This is a genomic window from Xanthomonas prunicola, from assembly GCF_025266575.1.
GTDB lineage: Bacteria > Pseudomonadota > Gammaproteobacteria > Xanthomonadales > Xanthomonadaceae > Xanthomonas > Xanthomonas prunicola.
Window position 1 is genome coordinate 485,832 of sequence record NZ_CP096142.1, and the last position, 18,524, is coordinate 504,355.

At 63.4% G+C, this 18,524-nt stretch carries 17 protein-coding genes and 1 tRNA gene; 2 read left to right on the forward strand and 16 right to left on the reverse strand.

The window, feature by feature from the left end; all coding sequences use genetic code 11:
* Window positions 1–827: 827 nt before the first annotated feature.
* The 14 genes from M0D43_RS01695 to rlmE all read right to left on the reverse strand — a co-directional run bounded on the left by M0D43_RS01695 (window position 828) and on the right by rlmE (window position 16,207).
* Window positions 828–920 (reverse strand) — tRNA-Ser (locus M0D43_RS01695).
* Between the two features lie 84 nt (window positions 921–1,004).
* Window positions 1,005–1,217, reverse strand: a complete 213-nt coding sequence (csrA, locus tag M0D43_RS01700) for a carbon storage regulator CsrA (protein WP_252163278.1) — start codon at window positions 1,215–1,217, stop codon at window positions 1,005–1,007.
* Window positions 1,218–1,356: 139 nt separating this feature from the next.
* A complete protein-coding gene (gene alaS, locus M0D43_RS01705; RefSeq protein WP_252163279.1) occupies window positions 1,357–4,005 on the reverse strand; it encodes an alanine--tRNA ligase in 2,649 nt (882 codons plus the stop codon).
* A gap of 101 nt (window positions 4,006–4,106) precedes the next feature.
* Complete coding sequence (gene recX, locus M0D43_RS01710; RefSeq protein ID WP_101364712.1) at window positions 4,107–4,595, reverse strand: recombination regulator RecX; 489 nt, start codon at window positions 4,593–4,595, stop codon at window positions 4,107–4,109.
* Between the two features lie 287 nt (window positions 4,596–4,882).
* Window positions 4,883–5,917, reverse strand: coding sequence for a recombinase RecA (recA, locus tag M0D43_RS01715; protein WP_101364710.1), 1,035 nt, complete (start codon window positions 5,915–5,917; stop codon window positions 4,883–4,885).
* Between the two features lie 172 nt (window positions 5,918–6,089).
* Entirely contained in the window at window positions 6,090–6,731 is a 642-nt protein-coding gene (lexA, locus tag M0D43_RS01720; protein ID WP_252164933.1) for a transcriptional repressor LexA, read from the reverse strand.
* Window positions 6,732–6,819: 88 nt separating this feature from the next.
* Complete coding sequence (ubiB, locus tag M0D43_RS01725) at window positions 6,820–8,496, reverse strand: 2-polyprenylphenol 6-hydroxylase (RefSeq protein ID WP_252163280.1); 1,677 nt, start codon at window positions 8,494–8,496, stop codon at window positions 6,820–6,822.
* 472 nt (window positions 8,497–8,968) lie between these two features.
* Entirely contained in the window at window positions 8,969–9,463 is a 495-nt protein-coding gene (locus tag M0D43_RS01730; RefSeq protein WP_252163281.1) for a CinA family protein, read from the reverse strand.
* 418 nt (window positions 9,464–9,881) lie between these two features.
* Window positions 9,882–11,201, reverse strand: coding sequence for a ribosome rescue GTPase HflX (gene hflX, locus M0D43_RS01735; RefSeq protein WP_252163282.1), 1,320 nt, complete (start codon window positions 11,199–11,201; stop codon window positions 9,882–9,884).
* Window positions 11,202–11,215: 14 nt separating this feature from the next.
* Window positions 11,216–11,491 carry an RNA chaperone Hfq gene (hfq, locus tag M0D43_RS01740; protein WP_101364746.1) on the reverse strand — a complete coding sequence of 92 codons (276 nt, stop codon included), beginning with the start codon at window positions 11,489–11,491 and terminating at the stop codon, window positions 11,216–11,218.
* Between the two features lie 77 nt (window positions 11,492–11,568).
* Complete coding sequence (gene miaA / locus M0D43_RS01745) at window positions 11,569–12,552, reverse strand: tRNA (adenosine(37)-N6)-dimethylallyltransferase MiaA (protein ID WP_252163283.1); 984 nt, start codon at window positions 12,550–12,552, stop codon at window positions 11,569–11,571.
* Window positions 12,552–13,454 carry a dihydropteroate synthase gene (gene folP, locus M0D43_RS01750; protein WP_252164934.1) on the reverse strand — a complete coding sequence of 301 codons (903 nt, stop codon included), beginning with the start codon at window positions 13,452–13,454 and terminating at the stop codon, window positions 12,552–12,554. The genes miaA and folP overlap by 1 nt, the downstream gene beginning before the upstream one ends.
* Before the next feature lie 118 nt (window positions 13,455–13,572).
* Window positions 13,573–15,513, reverse strand: coding sequence for an ATP-dependent zinc metalloprotease FtsH (gene ftsH, locus M0D43_RS01755; protein WP_252163284.1), 1,941 nt, complete (start codon window positions 15,511–15,513; stop codon window positions 13,573–13,575).
* Between the two features lie 61 nt (window positions 15,514–15,574).
* Window positions 15,575–16,207, reverse strand: a complete 633-nt coding sequence (gene rlmE / locus M0D43_RS01760) for a 23S rRNA (uridine(2552)-2'-O)-methyltransferase RlmE (RefSeq protein WP_252163285.1) — start codon at window positions 16,205–16,207, stop codon at window positions 15,575–15,577.
* Window positions 16,208–16,272: 65 nt separating this feature from the next.
* Between rlmE and yhbY the strand changes: the two genes are divergently transcribed.
* Window positions 16,273–16,578 (forward strand): ribosome assembly RNA-binding protein YhbY, encoded by a 306-nt coding sequence (gene yhbY / locus M0D43_RS01765; RefSeq protein WP_010365692.1) that lies wholly within the window; start codon window positions 16,273–16,275, stop codon window positions 16,576–16,578.
* 15 nt (window positions 16,579–16,593) lie between these two features.
* Complete coding sequence (locus M0D43_RS01770; protein ID WP_252163286.1) at window positions 16,594–16,968, forward strand: Mth938-like domain-containing protein; 375 nt, start codon at window positions 16,594–16,596, stop codon at window positions 16,966–16,968.
* A 156-nt stretch (window positions 16,969–17,124) separates the two neighbouring features.
* Here the strand turns inward: M0D43_RS01770 and M0D43_RS01775 are convergent, their stop codons facing one another.
* Both M0D43_RS01775 and M0D43_RS01780 read right to left on the reverse strand, forming a co-directional pair.
* Window positions 17,125–17,898, reverse strand: coding sequence for a peptidoglycan DD-metalloendopeptidase family protein (locus M0D43_RS01775; protein ID WP_252163287.1), 774 nt, complete (start codon window positions 17,896–17,898; stop codon window positions 17,125–17,127).
* The gene (locus M0D43_RS01780; protein ID WP_252163288.1) at window positions 17,895–18,509 is read right to left on the reverse strand and encodes a YqaA family protein; all 615 of its coding nucleotides are present in this window, start codon (window positions 18,507–18,509) and stop codon (window positions 17,895–17,897) included. Before M0D43_RS01780 ends, M0D43_RS01775 begins: the two co-directional genes overlap by 4 nt.
* Window positions 18,510–18,524: the final 15 nt, after the last annotated feature.

An 18,524-nucleotide genomic window follows, 5' to 3' on the forward strand; every position in this document is an offset into this window, starting at 1 on the left:
GAGCGGCGACGCACCCTGATGCGAGGAGCTACCGACACCCGCTCTGAGCCTCTTTGTGGACGACCGACCCCGTGAAACGACAGCACAGCCATGTATGTACCCCCTCCGCGTATGCGCAAGACAGGAAAAGCCAGCAGCGCCCAAGACATCATGGATCCGACGCGCTTCTCTTCCGTCGATCCGTTTCGCTCGATGCGTCATACGGCACGCTTGTGCTCACGCGAGTGGGTGGAGCGTCGTCCAAGGTTGTGTGCATGCCTGCAGGCGCGTGCCACGCGCATGCGGATGTCATGGCACATCGCATGCGTGCGCCGGAACCCGACGGACTTGCAGGACGTAATCAGTCAACACCGCCTGCAACACAACAACGCAGCTCGCAATTGCGATGCAGATGCGCGTAAACGCTTAGCGATCGTTCGTTTCGACGAAGCGAGCAAGCCAAATACCCACGCCGGAAGCCAGGTCTCATTCTTGCGATATGCGCCAGTTCGATGCGCTAAAACTCGTGGCGTGCCGGCGATGTCGCCAAGCTCGAAAGACGACCTCTCCTCAGGCACTGTCGACATGGACCACGCAGGGACTGCGCGCAGCCAGATAGCTGCACACACCGCCGGCTGACACTGAGCGCTTTTAGGAACGCTTCTGCGACGGCGAGCCACTGCCAGCCCGCATCAACGGATCCCGCGGGCGCTCAAGCAATGCTTATGGTTGCAGCGGCCAAGCGCCGATATCAGCCGACCGATATCAGCCGACTTCGTTTACCTAAGGACCGCAGCAATAAAAATAAAAACGCCCGCAAATCAATGATTTGCGGGCGTTCAGAACACTGGCGGAGCGAGAGGGATTCGAACCCTCGATAGAGCTTTTGACCCTATACTCCCTTAGCAGGGGAGCCCCTTCAGCCGCTCGGGCATCGCTCCAGTTTTTTGCTGCCTGCCGCGATGTCCGTGGCAGGCCGCGAAGAATAGCGGGTAAGAGGGGCTAACGTAAACCCTTTACAACGATCAATTCGAAGAATCGTCACCGTGATGTGCGCCGGAAGCGACCGGCTCATCCCCACGCTGGATACGCTGATAGATTTCTTCGCGATGCACAGCGACATCCTTGGGTGCGGTGATACCGATACGCACCTGATTTCCCTTGACGCCGAGAACGGTCACGGTGACCGAGTCGCCGATCATCAAGGTTTCGGCTACCCGGCGAGTGAGGATCAACATTTTGCAAATCTCCTGGAACCGATGGATTTCCCACCGGCATCGACGGCCTCCTGAGTGAGACGCGCCCTACGTAAAGGGAATAGACCAGAAATGGTAGCGGGACATCCTGCTAGCCAGCAAGGCATAGCAGGACAACTGTTCAGCCCAAGTGTTGCTTGACCCAGAGGGGCACACCGTCGAGTGCGGTCGCAAGGGCGGGCCCGTCCTCGCCACCACCCTGGGCGAGATCCGGACGGCCACCGCCCTTGCCGCCGATCTGACTGGCGATATGGCCGAGGAGTTCCCCTGCCTTCACCTTGCCAGTTGGGCTGCCGTTCACGCCAGCGACAAGCGCAACTTTGCCGCCTGAAGCGCCAGCCAGCACGATCACCGAGTCACCGAGCTGTTGCTTCAGGCGATCCATCGCATCACGCAGCGCCTTGGCATCGAAGCCTTCCAGACGCACCGCCACCACCTTGACCCCGGCCACGTCGATCGCACCAGCGCCCAAATCGGCCGTTGCGCCCGACGCCAGCTTGGCCTTAAGCGATTCCAGCTCGCGTTCCAGCCGCTTCTGACGCTCGGCCAATGCGCGCACCTTGTCCACCACCTCGGTCGCGTTGCCGCCGAGCAGAGTGGCGGCCTCAAGCAAGCGACGCTCCTCGTCGGCCACATAGTCCAGCGCGCCCTGCCCGGTCACCGCTTCGATACGGCGCACGCCCGAGGAGACGCCGCCTTCGGAGGTGATCTTGAACAAGCCGATGTCGCCGGTGCGGGTGACATGGGTGCCACCACACAACTCGGTGGAATAGCCGCCCATCTTGAGCACGCGAACGTTTTCGCCATATTTCTCGCCGAACAGCGCCATCGCGCCAAAATCCAGCGCCTCCTGCATCGCCATGTTGTGCACTTCCACGCCATGGTTGGTGCGGACTTCGGCGTTGACCTTGCGCTCGATCACAGCGAGCTCATCGGCGGTGATCGGTTGGAAGTGGGAGAAGTCGAAGCGCAGACGATCCGGCGCGACCAACGAGCCCTTCTGCTGCACATGCGTTCCCAACACTTCGCGCAACGCGGCGTGCAGCAGATGGGTCGCCGAATGGTTGAGGATGGTCTTGCCGCGACGTTGCGCATCGATCCCACCGGCAAGCACATCGCCAAGCGCGAGCGCGCCTTCGCTGATGCGGCCCACATGACCATGAAACTGACCGGCGAACTTCTGCGTGTCGGCGACTTCGATCGACACACCCGGGCCGCTCAGCTTGCCGCTGTCGCCAACCTGACCACCCGACTCAGCATAGAAGGGGGTGCGGTCGGTGAACACGATGACCTCGTCGCCCGCTTCCGCACGTTCGACTGGACGCCCCTGCTTGAGCAGTGCCACGACCTTGAGCGCATCGGCATCGTACGCTTCGTAACCCAGGAACACGGTTGGCGACATACTGGCGACCAGATCGGCCGGCAATGCCACGCCACCGCCGAACTTGCCCGCCGCACGCGCGGTCTCGCGCTGACGCTCCATGGCGAACTCGAAGCCCTCCATGTCCACGCGCATGCCACGCTCGCGTGCGATGTCGGCGGTCAGATCGACTGGGAAACCGTAGGTGTCGTACAACCGGAACGCATCGGCGCCGGGAATGATCTCCTGCGAGCGCGATGCGACCTCGTCGAAGATCTTCATGCCGGCGTCCAGCGTTTCGGCAAAGCGCTCTTCTTCGGCCAACAAGGCGCGCGCGACGATCTCGCGTGCGACCACCAGTTCGGGATAGGCCTCGCCCATCAGTTCGACCAGGGTCGGCACCATCTTGCTGAAAAACGGCTGGCGCACGCCCAGCATCCAGCCATGCCGCAGCGCACGCCGGATGATCCGGCGCAGCACATAGCCGCGCCCTTCGTTGGAGGGCAGCACGCCATCGACGATGAGGAACGAACAGGCGCGGATGTGATCGGCGATCACCCGCAGCGACTTGTTTTCCAGATCGCTGATGCCGGTCAGCGCGCTGGCTTTGCCGATCAGGGCCTGGAACAGATCGATTTCGTAATTGGTGTGGACGTGCTGCAGGATCGCCGCAAGACGCTCCAACCCCATACCGGTATCCACGCACGGCGCCGGCAGCGGCACCAGGGTGCCGTCGGGCTGGCGATCGAACTGCATGAAGACTAGGTTCCAGATCTCGATGAAGCGGTCGCCATCTTCATCCGGCGAGCCCGGCGGACCACCGGCGATGTGATCGCCGTGGTCGAAGAAAATTTCGGTACACGGGCCGCAGGGGCCGGTGTCGGCCATCTGCCAGAAATTGTCCGAGGCGTACGGCGCACCCTTGTTGTCGCCGATGCGCACGATGCGACTTTCCGGGATGCCGATCATGTCGCGCCACAACGCAAAGGCTTCTTCGTCGGTGTGATAGACGGTGACCAGCAGACGGTCGGCCGGCAGCTTCCAGACCTGGGTCAGCAGCTCCCATGCCCAGGCGATGGCGTCCTTCTTGAAATAGTCGCCGAACGACCAGTTGCCGAGCATTTCGAAGAAGGTGTGGTGGCGTGCGGTGTAGCCCACCGAATCCAGATCGTTGTGCTTGCCACCGGCACGCAGGCAGCGCTGCACGTCTGCGGCACGCACGTAACTGCGTTTCTCTGCGCCAAGGAAGACGTCCTTGAACTGGACCATGCCGGAGTTGGTAAACAGCAAGGTGGGGTCGTTACCTGGCACCAGCGGCGCGGATGGCACGATGGTGTGGCCCTTCCCCTCGAAGAACGCGAGGAAGTCACTACGGATCTGGGAAGTGCTGAATTTGAAAGGTGCGTTCATGTGCTGGCATTGGGCGGGCGGCAGTCCCGGTCACCCAATGAGATGTGGGCGCAGATGAGCGGAACAACCTGAAACCACGAAGGGTAGCAGGCCTGACGCCCTCAGTCCTCAAGGTCGAAGCGGGTCGCGATGCGAATGCTGTTGCCGTCGAAACCACGCCGGGCCAGCAAATCGGCGGCCTTGCGCCGCTGCGGAAGGTCCACTGGGCCTTGCTCACCGAAACGACGGCGGATCAGGTCCCGCGCGTTTTCGGTCCAATCGCCTTCAAACGTCGCCATGGCGGCACTGATGGCCTCGCTATCCAGACCATGGGTTCCGAGTTCGGCACGAATATGCAGCGGACCGTAGCCGGAGCCGGCGCGATTGCGCACCACGGCAGCAGCGAAACGGGTGTCGTCTTGCCAACCCTCGCCGGTGAGACGATCAACAGCAGCTTGCGCCGCATCTGGCTCGATCCCGCGGGCCAGTAGTTTGCGGTTCAATTCCTTGCGCGAATGTTCGCGCCGCACCAATAGACCGAGTGCGCGCTGGACCGGCGTCTGCTCCTTGAACCGGCGCCCCCGCTTTGGTGCGGGCTCTTGCTCGTCCATCGTCAGGTGTCCTGAAGCGCTAAAATCGCATTGCATCAAATGCGCCGTCCATGGCGCCTGCCCTCCTGGCCTTCGATAGATCTACCGCGAGAAGCGACGGCACTGACTCCGCCGTCCTCGCGATAGAAAAACTTCAACCGCATTTGGACCTGTTGTGCCGCCGCCGGGCGAGCGCGGGCGGTGCTGGGGTCGTCGCGTACCACGGGCACGCGACGGTCCATCCATCGCTTACTGACCGCAACACCATCACCTAATTCCGACAACCGGCGATGGTATGCAGCTGCGACTTATTCCTTCTCTTCGTCATCGCCGGCTTCACGCGGCGCTTCGGAAGGCTGGAACTTCTCACGCAGCTCGGCTTCCAGCCGGACAGCAACCTGCGGGTTATCGCGCAGGTAGGTGCGCGCGTTGTCCTTGCCCTGCCCGATGCGCTCATCGCCGTAGCTATACCAGGCGCCGGCTTTGTCGACCAGCTTGGCTTCCACGCCCATGTCGATCAGTTCGCCTTCGCGGCTGATGCCTTCGCCGTACAGGATTTCGGTCACGACCTGCTTGAACGGAGGCGCCAACTTATTCTTGACCACCTTGATCTTGGTCTGGTTGCCGATGATCTCGTCGCCCTTCTTGATTGCGCCGATACGACGAATGTCCAGACGTACCGAAGCGTAGAACTTCAGCGCATTGCCGCCGGTGGTCACTTCCGGGCTCTGGCCAGGCATCATGACGCCGATCTTCATACGCAGCTGATTGATGAAGACCACCAGCGTGTTGGAGCGCTTGATGTTGCCGGTGAGCTTGCGCAGCGCCTGGCTCATCAGGCGAGCCTGCAGGCCCGGCAGCTGGTCGCCCATTTCGCCTTCGATTTCTGCTTTCGGGGTCAGCGCGGCAACCGAGTCAATCACCACGATGTCCACCGAGCTCGAACGCACCAGCATGTCGGCAATTTCCAATGCCTGCTCGCCGGTATCCGGCTGCGACAGCAGCAGATCGTCGACGTTGACACCCAGCTTGGCCGCATAGATCGGGTCCAGCGCGTGCTCGGCATCGATGAAGGCTGCGGTGCCGCCCAGCTTCTGACACTGGGCAATCGCCTGCAGTGTCAGGGTGGTCTTGCCCGAGGATTCCGGCCCATAGATTTCGACTACGCGACCCTTGGGCAGGCCGCCAATCCCCAGAGCGATATCCAGCATCAGCGAGCCGGTCGGAATGACTTCGACCGCTTCGATGACACGGTCGCCCATGCGCATGACCGAGCCTTTGCCGAATTGCTTTTCGATCTGGCTCAGTGCGGCGGAAAGGGCGCGCTTCTTGTTCTCGTCCATCTGGGTGATCCTCGTCAGTGATTTCGGTATGGGACTAATGTAGCGGCGGTGTATCGCACAAGCTGAGACTGCAGGCGACACACTCAGATTAGGAAGACGACATGTCCCGTGGCAGCGGGGAATCCTGCGATGTCGGCTCGGGAAAAAGCCAGCACGACCATCGGCACAGCCCTCAGCGGTTAGGCCTCAACAGCCCGCAATACAGGCCTTCAATCGCGAAATCCTGATCCGGCAGCACTTCGATGGGCGCGTAGTCCGGGTTGCGCGGCAGCAGTCGGATCCGGTCCTTGCCAATCTTCAGCAGCTTGACAGTGATTTCCTCATCGATCCGCGCCACCACGATCTGCCCCGAGCGTGCGTCGCGGGTGCGGTGCACACCGATCAGATCGCCATTGAAGATGCCTTCGTCGCGCATCGAATCGCCTTGCACCTTGAGCAGGTAGTCTGGCGAGGGCGAGAAGAACACGCGATCCAGCACTACGAAGTCGTCCGATCCGATATCGGCCCCGATCGGCAGGCCCGCCGCCACGCGGCCCAACACCGGCAGACGCAGCACATCGTCCCGGACGGGTTCGCTCACCGCCGCTGCGCGCGTCTGTGCACCCTGGCCGGCCAGCCGGATCCCGCGCGCCTGGCCTGGGACGCGACGGATCGCACCGGCCTGCTCCAGTGCCTCCAGGTGATACTGCGCGGCGCGCACGCCCTTGAAGCCGAACGCACGCGCAATTTCGGTCTGCGACGGCGGGACGCCATCGGTGTCGATGCGCTCGGCGATCAAGGCCAGGATAGCTTGCTGGGTATCGGTCAGGTCCATGGTTAGTAGTATTACTACTAACGGGCGCTTGCGCAAGCGCTTCGCAACACCTCGACCGCAACGCCGTCACGGGTGCGCGCGTGATGCGCTAGCGCCGGCTGCGCCAGATCGAGAACAGGATCCAGATGCCGCACAGCGCAGCGCCGATGAAGCCACCCACCCCCAGCGCGAGCAACCAACGGCTGGCACTGCCACCGACACTATTCATGACGATCGACGAGCCGATCACCAGCGCGGCAGTGACAATGCCCATCGTGAGCCGATTGGCCGCGCGGTCGACCTGCTCGCCGAACTCGCGCAATGCGCGTGTTTCGATCTGCAGCTGCAGCTTGCCGCGGCGTGCGGCCTGCAGCAGGCGCTTGAGGTCGCGCGGCAGATCGCCGATCAGGTCGATCGCGCCGGTCACGGTGCGACGGCTGCGCCGCAGCATTGCGCTGGGTGCATAACGCTGCAGCACCACGCGTTCGAGATACGGACGCGCCTCGGTGGCCATGTCGAAATCCGGATCGAGCTGGCGGCCCATGCCTTCGAGCGTCAGAAACGCTTTGATCATCAGCGCCAGATCCGACGGCAGGGTCAGCCCGTGGTCGCGCAGGATCGAGGTCACATCGCCCAGCATCGCGCCGATGCGCAGCTCTTTCAGCGGCACGCCGCGGTACTCGTCGACGAACGCGCCGATGTCCTGCTGCAGACGTGGCTCGTCGATTTCCAGGCTGGTGCCGGCCCATTCCAACAGCACATCGATCACCGCTTCGGCGTCGTAGCTGACCATGCCGTGCAGCAATTGTGCGACCTGAAATCGACGATGCTCGGAGACGCGCCCCACCATACCGAAATCAATGACGGCAATGCGGCCATCGCGCAGATAGAAAATATTGCCAGGATGCGGATCAGCGTGGAAGCAGCCGTCCTGCAGCACCATCTTCAGCACGATGCCGGCGCCGGCGCGCGCGAGCACCTTGCGGTCCAGACCGGCTGCATCGACGGCAAGCAGATCGCGCCCGGGAATGCCATCGATGAAGCCCTGCACGTTGAGCGACTCGCAGGTCCACTCCCAGTACACGGTCGGCACCACCACTTGCGCGTCGTGGGCGAAGTTGGCGGCGATGCGTTCGGCATTGCGCCCCTCTGCAGCGAAATCCAGCTCGCGTCGCAGCGAGACGGTAAATTGTTGCACCACCTCGGCGGGACGATAGCGCTTGAGATCCGGCGCGCGGGTCTCGACGATTTCGGCAAGCCGCGCCAGCAAGCGTAAGTCGGCATCGATGGTGTCGCCGATACCGGGACGGCGGATCTTCAACACCACCGGCGTGCCATCGACCAACCACGCGCGATGCGTCTGTGCCAGCGATGCGGCCGCCAATGGCTGTTCGTCCAGACGCGCGAACACGCTCTCCGGCTCCATGCCCAGCGCGGCAACCAGCTGCGGGCGGATCTGCTCGAACGGCAGCGCCGGCACCGCGTTCTGCAGCTCGCTCAATTCTTCGATCCACTCCGGCGGCAGCAGATCCACGCGCGTGGCCAGCACTTGCCCGAGTTTGACGAAGGTGGGCCCGAGCTCTTCCAGTGCACGCCGCACGCGCAATGCCGCGGACATGCGCAAGCGGCCCTCGGCGTTGTTCCAATGCAACAACCTGCCAGCGCGCTCGAGCACATCGGCCATGCCGATCCGACGCACCACATCGCCGAAGCCGTAGCGAATCAGAACCGAGGCGATTTCCTGCAGCCGCCCAAGATCACGCACCGTGCCAAGTGCTTCCCACATCAGTGCACCGCCCGCGCGCATGCGGCGCTCAGACGCTGCGTGACAGCGCATTGCACAGCGGCCTGCAGCGCTGGGGAGGATGAGAAAGACGCAAGGAGCGAACGCATTGGCACACTAGGCGGTGACGAGACCTTGTTTGTAGCCGATCTGCCCGCCGCTGTCGCGCCCTCGCCCGCTCGAAGCTCAGCGCAGGTTGCAACGCGTTGCAGAGCGCATGCGGAAGATGCAGCGTGCTTGCGTCAAGTGCATGCACCTCAATCCCGCAGTCACAAGGTCAGAACATCCATGCGCGGCGGCCCCGGAAACGCGTTCGGCAAACCGTCTTTGCAGCGGCGTGTCGATGACGATCTGCCAAACTTTTTTGGCACGACGCACTGCTACAGCATTTCGATTTCGCTGCCGCGCGCCATCATGCTGCAAATGGTAGACGAGGAATCTGTCACAGAGCGCCATCCAGCAGACCTGCGGGCAGCTAAAGCAACGCGCTCAGCCCACGCAGTGCTGCAGCCACGGTCTGACGCCGTACTGCATCGCGGTCGCCGTTGAAGTGAAAGAGTTGCGCCGTGGCATAACCGCCACGCCGTTTCCAACCGATCCAGACTGTGCCGACCGGCTTATCGTCGCTGCCGCCGCCGGGCCCGGCAATGCCGGTCACCGCCACCGCGATGCTTGCGCCGGAATTGACCAGCGCGCCAGAGACCATTTCGATCACGGTTTCGCGGCTAACCGCTCCATGCACTTCCAGGGTCTGCGGGCGGACGCCGAGCAATGCCTGTTTCGCCTCGTAGCTGTAGGCGGCCATGCCGCAGTCGAACCAGTGCGAGGAACCGGCGACATCGGTCACCGCCTTGGCGATCCAGCCACCGGTGCAGCTCTCGGCGGTAACCAGGCGCTCGCGCGCGGCAAGCAATTGCTGCCCGAGGGCTTCGGCCAGCTGCTGCAGTTCGGAATCGGCGGACAAGGACATGGGCACGACGACAAGGGAGCAGCCGACGTTTTAGCCCAATTCGCCGCCCCTGTCTGCGGTCGGCCCGATTCCGGTTGGGAGTGAGGTGGCCGAGGTTCAGTGGCGATGTGTGGCCGACATGCGGTGCCTTGGGTCTGGATCGGCCTTGGATGTGCAGCAATTTGCCAGCCGCACACCGTCAACCTGCAGTACCTTCCAGATCACCTGAGCACCGCAACTAGGGCACCGCGTTACCGAGGAGAGATGTGGTGCGAGGCGTCAGCTCACGACTGCGATCTACCGCAGCCCTCATGCCATCGCCCAGGTTCGGATCGGCCGAGACGACACGTCACCGCTGCCGCACAGCGACACCGCAGCCCGCCTCGCTGTTGTGTTGGAGCAGCAGCACAGTCGCGCCATGCCGACTGTGCTGTTTGCATCAGGCTTCCCAGTCTTCGCGGCGATCCGGCAGCATCGCGCGCAGTGGCGCACCGTCCTCGCCGGCGGCCAACCGCTCGGCTTCGACCATCGGCAGATCGACCTCGAGCAACCAGCCGTCCTCGTCGGATTGCTCGTTGCGCACCACTTCCAGCTGATGCAGCCGCGAACGCAGGCGGCCGGCCGACGGCGGCAGCCGCAACTGGCCGGTCAGATGACGCAGGTCCAGTCGCTGACCGAGCGCATGCTGCAATTCTTCCAGTCCGCGCCCATCGCGCGCCGACACCCACACACGCTCGCGGCGCGCCGGGTCTGGAATGCCGTCTTGCGCATCGTGGCGCACTTCGGCACCGTCGATCTTGTCGATCTTGTTGAACACCAGCAGTTGCGGCAGATCGCCGGCGCCGACGGCCTGCAACACTTCATCGACCTGCAGGATGCGCTCTTCGCGCAGCGGGTCGGCCGCATCGACGATATGCAGCAACAGATCGGCATCGCGCGCTTCGGACAACGTCGAACGGAACGCGGCGACCAGTTCGTGCGGAAGATCGCGCACGAAGCCGACCGTGTCGGCAAGAATCGCGCTACCACCCGGCAACCCGATGCGCCGCACGGTGGGATCCAGCGTGGCGAACAGCTGATCAGCCACGTACGCCTCCGCGCCGGTCAACGCATTGAACAATGTCGATTTGCCGGCGTTGGTGTAACCGACCAATGCAATCCGCGGCAATTCGCTGCGCATCCGTGCACGACGCATCTGGGTGCGCTGCACCTCGACTTTCTCCAGCCGCTGCTGCAACTGCTCGACGCGCTTTTGCAGCAGGCGACGGTCGGTTTCCAGCTGGGTTTCGCCGGGGCCGCGCAGGCCGATGGAGCCGCCGCGCTGGCGCTCCAAGTGAGTCCAGCCGCGGACCAACCGCGTGGCCATGTGACGCAACTGGGCCAGTTCCACCTGCAGCTTGCCTTCGTGGCTGCGCGCGCGTTGCGCGAAGATATCCAGAATCAACCCGGTGCGGTCGATGACGCGCCGCTCCAGATACTTCTCCAGGTTGCGCTCCTGGCCGGGCGACAAGGTGTGATTGACCAACACCAGATCTGCACCGGTGGCCTCGGCAGCCGCCTTGACCTCTTCCAGCTTGCCGCTGCCGATCAAGGTCGACGGGCTGGGTTTATCGATGCGTGCGGTGAGCGTGGCGGCCACCGTGGCGCCCGCCGACTTTGCAAGGTCGGCGAACTCCTCCATCACATCGTCTTCGGCAGGCCCACCGGAGTGGGTCTGTATCAACAACGCGTGTTCACCCTTGCGGGACCGATCAAACACGCACTACTCCGTTACTACTCGACGTCGTCATCTTCCGCCTGGTTGCCTTCATTGGATTGCACATACCCACCACCCGGTCCCACGCGCACATTGCGCGCCGGCACTACCGTGGAAATGGCGTGCTTGTACACCATCTGACTCACGGTATTGCGCAGCAGGACCACGAATTGGTCGAACGACTCGATCGTGCCCTGCAGCTTGATGCCGTTGACCAGATACACCGACACCGGAACCCGCTCGCGCCGCAGCGCATTGAGGAATGGGTCCTGTAAAGATTGCCCCTTAGCCATCGAAAAATCCTCTTCATTATTGTTCTTATTGTCCCGGTCGACACCTGCCATCCCCAGCCGGTCCCGGAAATGGGATGTTACACGCCTGAAGCCTGCCGCACAGCGGAACGATCACCGAGGAAGTCGACAAGTGCGCGCTCCAATTGATGACAGTCACGCTCCGGGTCGAACCAGCGCGCGTCGAGCTCACCACGCAGCCAGGTGAGCTGCCGTTTGGCCAGTTGCCGGGTCGCCTGGATCGCCTTGTCGCGGAACTCGGCCAGGCTGGCAGCTCCGTCCAGATACTCCCAGGCTTGCCGGTAGCCGACCGCGCGTACCGCCGGCAGATCCAGTGGCGCTGCCACCGCCTGCATCTGCGGCAGCGCCCGCAACTGCTGTACCTCTGCAAGAAAGCCCTGTGCCAGCATCGCGTCCAGGCGTCGTTCGATGCGTCCATGCAGCACCGCGCGCGCGCGCGGTGCCAGTACCACCTTCAACACACGCACCGGCAGGCGCGGCCCTGGCGGTAGCGCCTGCCAGTAACTGATCGGCCGCCCGCTGATGCGGTACACCTCCAGTGCCCGCTGGATCCGTTGCGGGTCGGTCGCATGAATGCGCGCGGCTGCAACCGGGTCCACGACTGCCAGCTGCGCGTGCAAGCCCGCCCAACCGAGCTGCTCGGCTTCGGCCGCAATGGATGCGCGCACGGCTTGGTCGGCCTCGGGTAAGTGCGACAAGCCTTCCAGCAGCGCACGAAAATACAGCCCGGTGCCGCCGGCGAGGATCGGCAACTTGCCGCGCGCCACGATCTGCGCAATCGCCTGACGTGCATCGCTGGCGAACTCGGCTGCCGAATACACCTGCCAGGGATCGCGCAAGTCGAGCAGATGATGTGGCACCGCCGCGCGCATCGCCGCGTCCGGTTTGGCTGCGCCGATCTCCAGACCGCGATACACCAGCGCCGAATCGACGCTGACGATTTCTCCGTTCCAGCGCTCTGCAACCTTCAGCGCCAGCGCAGTCTTGCCGCTTGCGGTAGGACCCATCAGGGCGATCGCCAGCGGGCGTTGGTCGGCGGGCATCAGTCCTCGTCCGGCCAGCGGATCGTCGGTGCGGCCGGTGCGCTGACACGCGGGACGGGAATCGCCGCCATCGCATTCCACACCTTCAACGCATCCACGGTTGCCGCCACATCGTGCACGCGCAACAGCAGCGCGCCATGTTGGGCGGCAATCAAATGCGCAGCCACCGAGCCATGCACACGTTCGGCAGCCACCTCGCGCCCGGTCAGCTCGCCGATGCTGCGCTTGCGCGACAGCCCTGCCAGTACCGGCAAGCCGAATTCCTGCAGGCGCTGCAGCTGCGCAAGCAGAGTGAGGTTGTGCGTGGTGGTCTTGTCGAATCCAAAGCCCGGATCCAGAACCAGCCGGCGTTTGTCGATGCCGGCCATTTCGGCGGCAAAGATGCGCTCGGCGAGAAACCGGTGCACTTCACCGACGACATCGTCGTAATGCGGCGCGTCTTGCATGGCGTGCGGCGCGCTGCGCGCATGCATCAAGACCACCGGCACGCGCAGATCCGACGCCGCTTCCAGTGCACCGGGCGAACGCAGTGCATACACGTCGTTGATCATGCCGGCGCCGGCCGCGACCGCTGCGCGCATGACCTCCGGTTTGAACGTATCCACGCTGATCGGCACGCTGGTCCGTTGCGCCAGCGCTTCGATCACTGGAATCACCCGCTGTAGTTCTTCTTCAACCGAAACCGCCGTGGCGCCCGGGCGGGTGGACTCACCGCCGATATCCAACACCGCAGCACCCTGCTCCACCAGCGCCAGCCCATGTGCGATCGCCGCGTCGCAGGTCGAATGCTGGCCGCCGTCGGAGAACGAATCGGGCGTGATATTGACGATACCCATCACCTGCGGCGCATCCAGCCGCAGGCTGCGGCCGGCGCAATCCAGTTTGAGCGAGGTATCGAACATCGGCGGTGTCTCCTGGGTGGTTGCTTGCATGTGGGCATTGGTGCGCCCGATAACGCATCAAGGCCGGGAATCGCTTCCCGGCCTTGATGGATGTCCTGCAGATCAGTGCACGACCGACTTAGATCTGCTCGGCGGGTCCGGCGATGGGCGGCAATGGACGCGGGCTACCCTTGTCGTTGTTGTTGCCACCGTCCTTGTCGGACTTGCCCCAACCCGCCGGCGGCGGCGGATCGCGACCTTCCATGATGGCGTCGATCTGCGGCACGTCGATGGTTTCGTACTGCAGCAGCAACTGCGACATCGCATGCAGCTTGTCCAGGTTCTCGGTGAGGATGGCCTTGGTCTTGCTGTAAGCCTTGTCCAAAATCGAGCGCACCACTTCGTCGATCTTGCGCGCGGTCTCGTCGGACACGTTCTTGTGCTGGGTGACCGAACGCCCCAGGAACACCTCGTCTTCCTCCTCGCCGTAGGCCACCGGACCGAGTTCGTCGGACAAGCCCCACTTGGTCACCATGTTGCGCGCCATCTTGGTGGCCCGCTCGATGTCGTTAGACGCGCCGGTGGTGACCTTGTCGCCGCCGAAGATCAATTCTTCGGCAACGCGGCCGCCATACAGCGAGCACAGCTGCGATTCGATCGCCACGCGATTCATCGAGTAGCGGTCGCCTTCCGGCAGATACATCGTCACGCCGAGTGCGCGGCCGCGCGGAATGATGGTGACCTTGTAGACCGGATCGTGCTCCGGCACCAGGCGGCCAACGATGGCGTGGCCTGCCTCGTGGTACGCGGTCAGCGTCTTCTCGTCTTCGCTCATGGCCATCGAGCGACGCTCGGCACCCATCAAGATCTTGTCGCGGGCACGGTCGAAGTGGTCCATACGGACTTCCTTCTCGCTGCCACGCGCCGCAAACAACGCCGCTTCGTTACACAGGTTAGCCAGATCGGCGCCCGAAAAACCCGGGGTACCGCGGGCGATGACCATCGGCACGACGTCATCGGCCAGCGGCAGCTTGCGCATGTGCACACGCAGAATCTGTTCGCGCCCCTTCACGTCCGGCAGCCCGACCACGACCTGGCGGTCGAAACGGCCCGGACGCAGCAGCGCCGGATCCAGCACGTCGGGACGGTTGGTCGCCGCGATCACGATCACGCCTTCGCCGCCTTCGAAGCCGTCCATCTCGACCAGCAACTGATTCAGTGTCTGCTCGCGCTCGTCATGCCCGCCGCCGAGACCGGCGCCGCGATGACGGCCCACCGCATCAATCTCGTCGATGAAGATGATGCACGGCGCGTGCTTCTTGGCCTGCTCGAACATGTCGCGCACACGGCTGGCACCGACACCGACGAACATCTCGACGAAGTCAGAACCGGAGATGCTGAAGAACGGCACCTTGGCCTCGCCGGCGATCGCCTTGGCGAGCAGGGTCTTACCCGTACCCGGCGGGCCAACCATCAACACGCCGCGCGGAATCTTGCCGCCCAGCTTGGTGAACTTGGTCGGGTCGCGCAGGAAGTCGACCAGCTCACTCACTTCTTCCTTGGCCTCGTCGCAACCGGCAACGTCGGCGAAGGTGATCTTGACCTGGTCCTCGCCCTGCAGCTTGGCGCGCGACTTGCCGAAGCTCATCGCCCCCTTGGCACCGCCGCCACCGCCTTGCATCTGGCGCATGATGAACAGCCAGAAGCCGATGATCAGAATGACCGGCAGGAAATTCAGTACCAACGACCAGAAGCCAGGGCCGGTCGAGGGCTTCTGGCGGGTCATTTCGATGTTCTTGCTATACAGCACGTCGACCAGCTTGTCGTCGCGCGGCCCGTAGACGGTGGCTTCGCTACCGTCGGTGCGCTTGAAGCGGATCGCGTTGACCGCGAGGTTGGTCTCATCGGTGTAATCCACCGACTTGACGCGCCCGGAATCCACTTCTTTCAGAAATTGGGTATAGGTGATCGAGTCAGGACCGACGCCGCCCGCCATCCGCGGCGAGAAGCTCTGAAAGACAACCATCAGCACAACTGCGACGACCACCCACAGCAGCAGATTCTTGGTCAAGTCGTTCATCCTCATTGGCTCCGGTGCCCTCTACTCTTCAATAGCTTGAAATACGGTGGTCATTGGCAGCTTACTTGATCTGGACACGCTTGCCCTGACCGAGTGCATAAACTTCCGGGGAGCGCTTGCGCGAGGCCGCCGGCTTGCGAATCGTCACCTTCTCATAGCGGCGGCGAAGCTCACGAATGTAGTCGTCGGACCCAACACCCTGGAACAGCTTGATCAGGAACGCCCCGCCCGGTTTGAGGTGGGTGTCGGCAAATTCCATCGCCAGTTCCGCCAGGTGCATCATCCGCGGTTGGTCGACCGCATCCATGCCACTCTTATTGGGGGCCATATCGGACAGAACAAGGTCCACCGGCACATCGCCCAGCATCGCTTCGAATTGCGATAGGACGGTTTGCTCCCTGAAGTCGCCGTGAAGGAACTCCACACCCGCCAGGGCCGGCATGTCCAGAATGTCCAGCGCCACTACCCGGCCGCTGTCGCCCATGGACTTGCGCACCTGCTGCGACCAGCCGCCCGGCGCCGCCCCCAGATCGACCACCACCATGCCTGGCTTGAGCAGGCGGTCGCGTTGCAGTAGCTCTTCCAGCTTGTAGGCCGCGCGTGAGCGCATGCCCTCGGCCTGGGCCTTCTTCACGTAAGGGTCGGCGAAGTGTTCCTTGAGCCAGCGTTGGCTGCTTTTACTGCGGGAAGGCATTGGCAAGGGGGTCCGAACGGGTCGCCATGATACCCTGAACACCCTTTGCTTCCCTTCGATCCTGCATGTCCATTGTTCTCACCTCCGCCCAGAACCGTTTCCTGCGCGGCCAGGCACATGATCTCAAAGCCTTGCTGCAGACCGGCGGCAAAGGGGTCACGCCGGCATTTCTGGCTGAACTCGAGGAAGTGCTCGAGCGCCACGAACTGATCAAGGTGAAGGTGGCCTCGGAGGATCGCGAGACCCGTGATGCGCTGATTGCCGAGCTGATCGAGCAGACCGGCAGTGCGCTGGTACAACGCATCGGCCACGTCGCCATCTTGTACCGCCCCAGCAAGGAAAAGCGCCAGATCGTGCTGCCGCGCGGCTGAGCCAAAGAGTTCGTCATGCCTCTAAGTCAGGAACACCCCGATTACGCTTATGCGCTGCGCGCGGCCGACGGCCGTCAAGCCAAGGTAAATGACCAGATCCTGCAGCAGAGCTTCATCCTGATGCCGGACGAGCTGGTGGAACGCTGGCCGGTACAAACCCTGGAGCAACTCCAGGTGAGCCACATGGACGCGGTCCTGGCGCTCAGCCCGGCCGTGATCCTGCTCGGCACCGGCGAGCGCCAGCTATTCCCGAAGACCGACGTGCTGGCCGCGTGTCTGACCCGCGGCATCGGCCTGGAGGCAATGACCAATGCCGCCGCCGCACGCACCTACAACGTCCTGGCCAGCGAAGGCCGCCGTGTTGCGCTGGCGATGGTGCTGCCGGGCTGAATCGAGAATCGAGAAAGCGGGCCGAAGCACGCTTTCTCTGTCAAGCAGAACTTGCGCAAACAGGATCAGTGAACGCTTGCCCTCACTGCCCACGCTCCCAGATTGCCGAAGCGCAGGGCTGTTCCTATTCCCGATTCCCTACTCCCAATTCCCAATTCACTTCTTCGGCAAATACAGCAGCGGATCAACCGGCTTGCCGTTGTAGCGGATCTCAAAGTGCAGCATGTCGCGGGACGCACCGCTGCGACCCATCTCGGCGATTTGCTGCCCGGCCTTGACGCTCTGGCCTTCGTTGAGCAGACGCTTGCGGTTGTGCCCGTACGCGGATAGCCACTGATCGTTGTGCTTGATGATGATCAGCTCGCCATAGCCGACCAGGCCGGCGCCGGAATACACCACCACGCCATCGGCGGCGGCACGCACGGCCTGGCCGCTGGCACCGGCGATGTCCACGCCCTGCTTGGTGGTTTCGCCAGTGACGAAGGTGCCGACGACCACGCCATCGGCCGGCCAACGCCAGGAAAACCCACTACTGACCGGTGCGGCGATTGGCGCAGCCGGACGCGGCGGAGCCACGGTACCGGCCACCGGCGCACTGCTGCCGGGCTTGCTGGCACCAGGCGGATACAACTTGAGGGTCTGGCCGGGATAGATGGTGTTCGGCGACGACAGGCCGTTCCAGGCCGCCAGATCCGGCGCAGAAATATTGGTGCGGCGCGAGATCGCGTAGAGGGTATCGCCGCGCTGGACGGTCACCGTGGCCCCCGGGCGCGGCACCGACGGACGGGGCGCCGTGCTTGGACGCGACGACGCGCCACCGCTGGCGCCAGGCGAACGCACCACCGTGGCGCTGCTGCAGGCGGTGAGCCCGATGACCACTGCGAGCATGACTGCTGTCTTGCGTACCGAATTCATCTGCGTCTTGCTCATCCGTTCGTTGTCTTCCACACCAGCCACCCTGCACCTACCGCCAACACTGCCATCGCAACCCAGCCCAGCGGCTCGATCCAGCGATGCAGCGCCGCTTCGGCACGCGCACCGCCCAGGCGGATCGCACCGGCAACCAGATACACGCGCTTGCCGCGTCCTACCAACATGCTGGCAATGAACGGCAGGATCGGCACCCCAACCACGCCCGAGGCCCAGGTGAAGATCTTCAGCGGGATCGGAGTGAAACCCACTAGGACCAGTGCCCAGAACGCCTTCCACGGCGAATCGGCCACCAGCGTGCGCAGGGTTTCGATCTGCTGCTGGATCTTTGCGCTCCAGCCCAGCCATTCGATCAATGGCTGCAACGCCGCAAACGCGAAATGGCCGAGCAGATAACCGACCAGTGCGCCGCAGATCGAGCCTAGCAGGCTCAAGGTGGCGAACCAAAACGAGCGCTTGGGCTCGGCCAGCGACATCGGTGCCAGCATCACTTCCGGCGGTACCGGGAAGATGAAGCCCTCCACGAAGCTGAGGCCGGTCAGCAGCGCGGGTGCGCGGCGATGGCGCGACCAACGGATGGCCACGTCGTACAACGGCCCGAAAATCTTCATCGAGAAACTCTCATT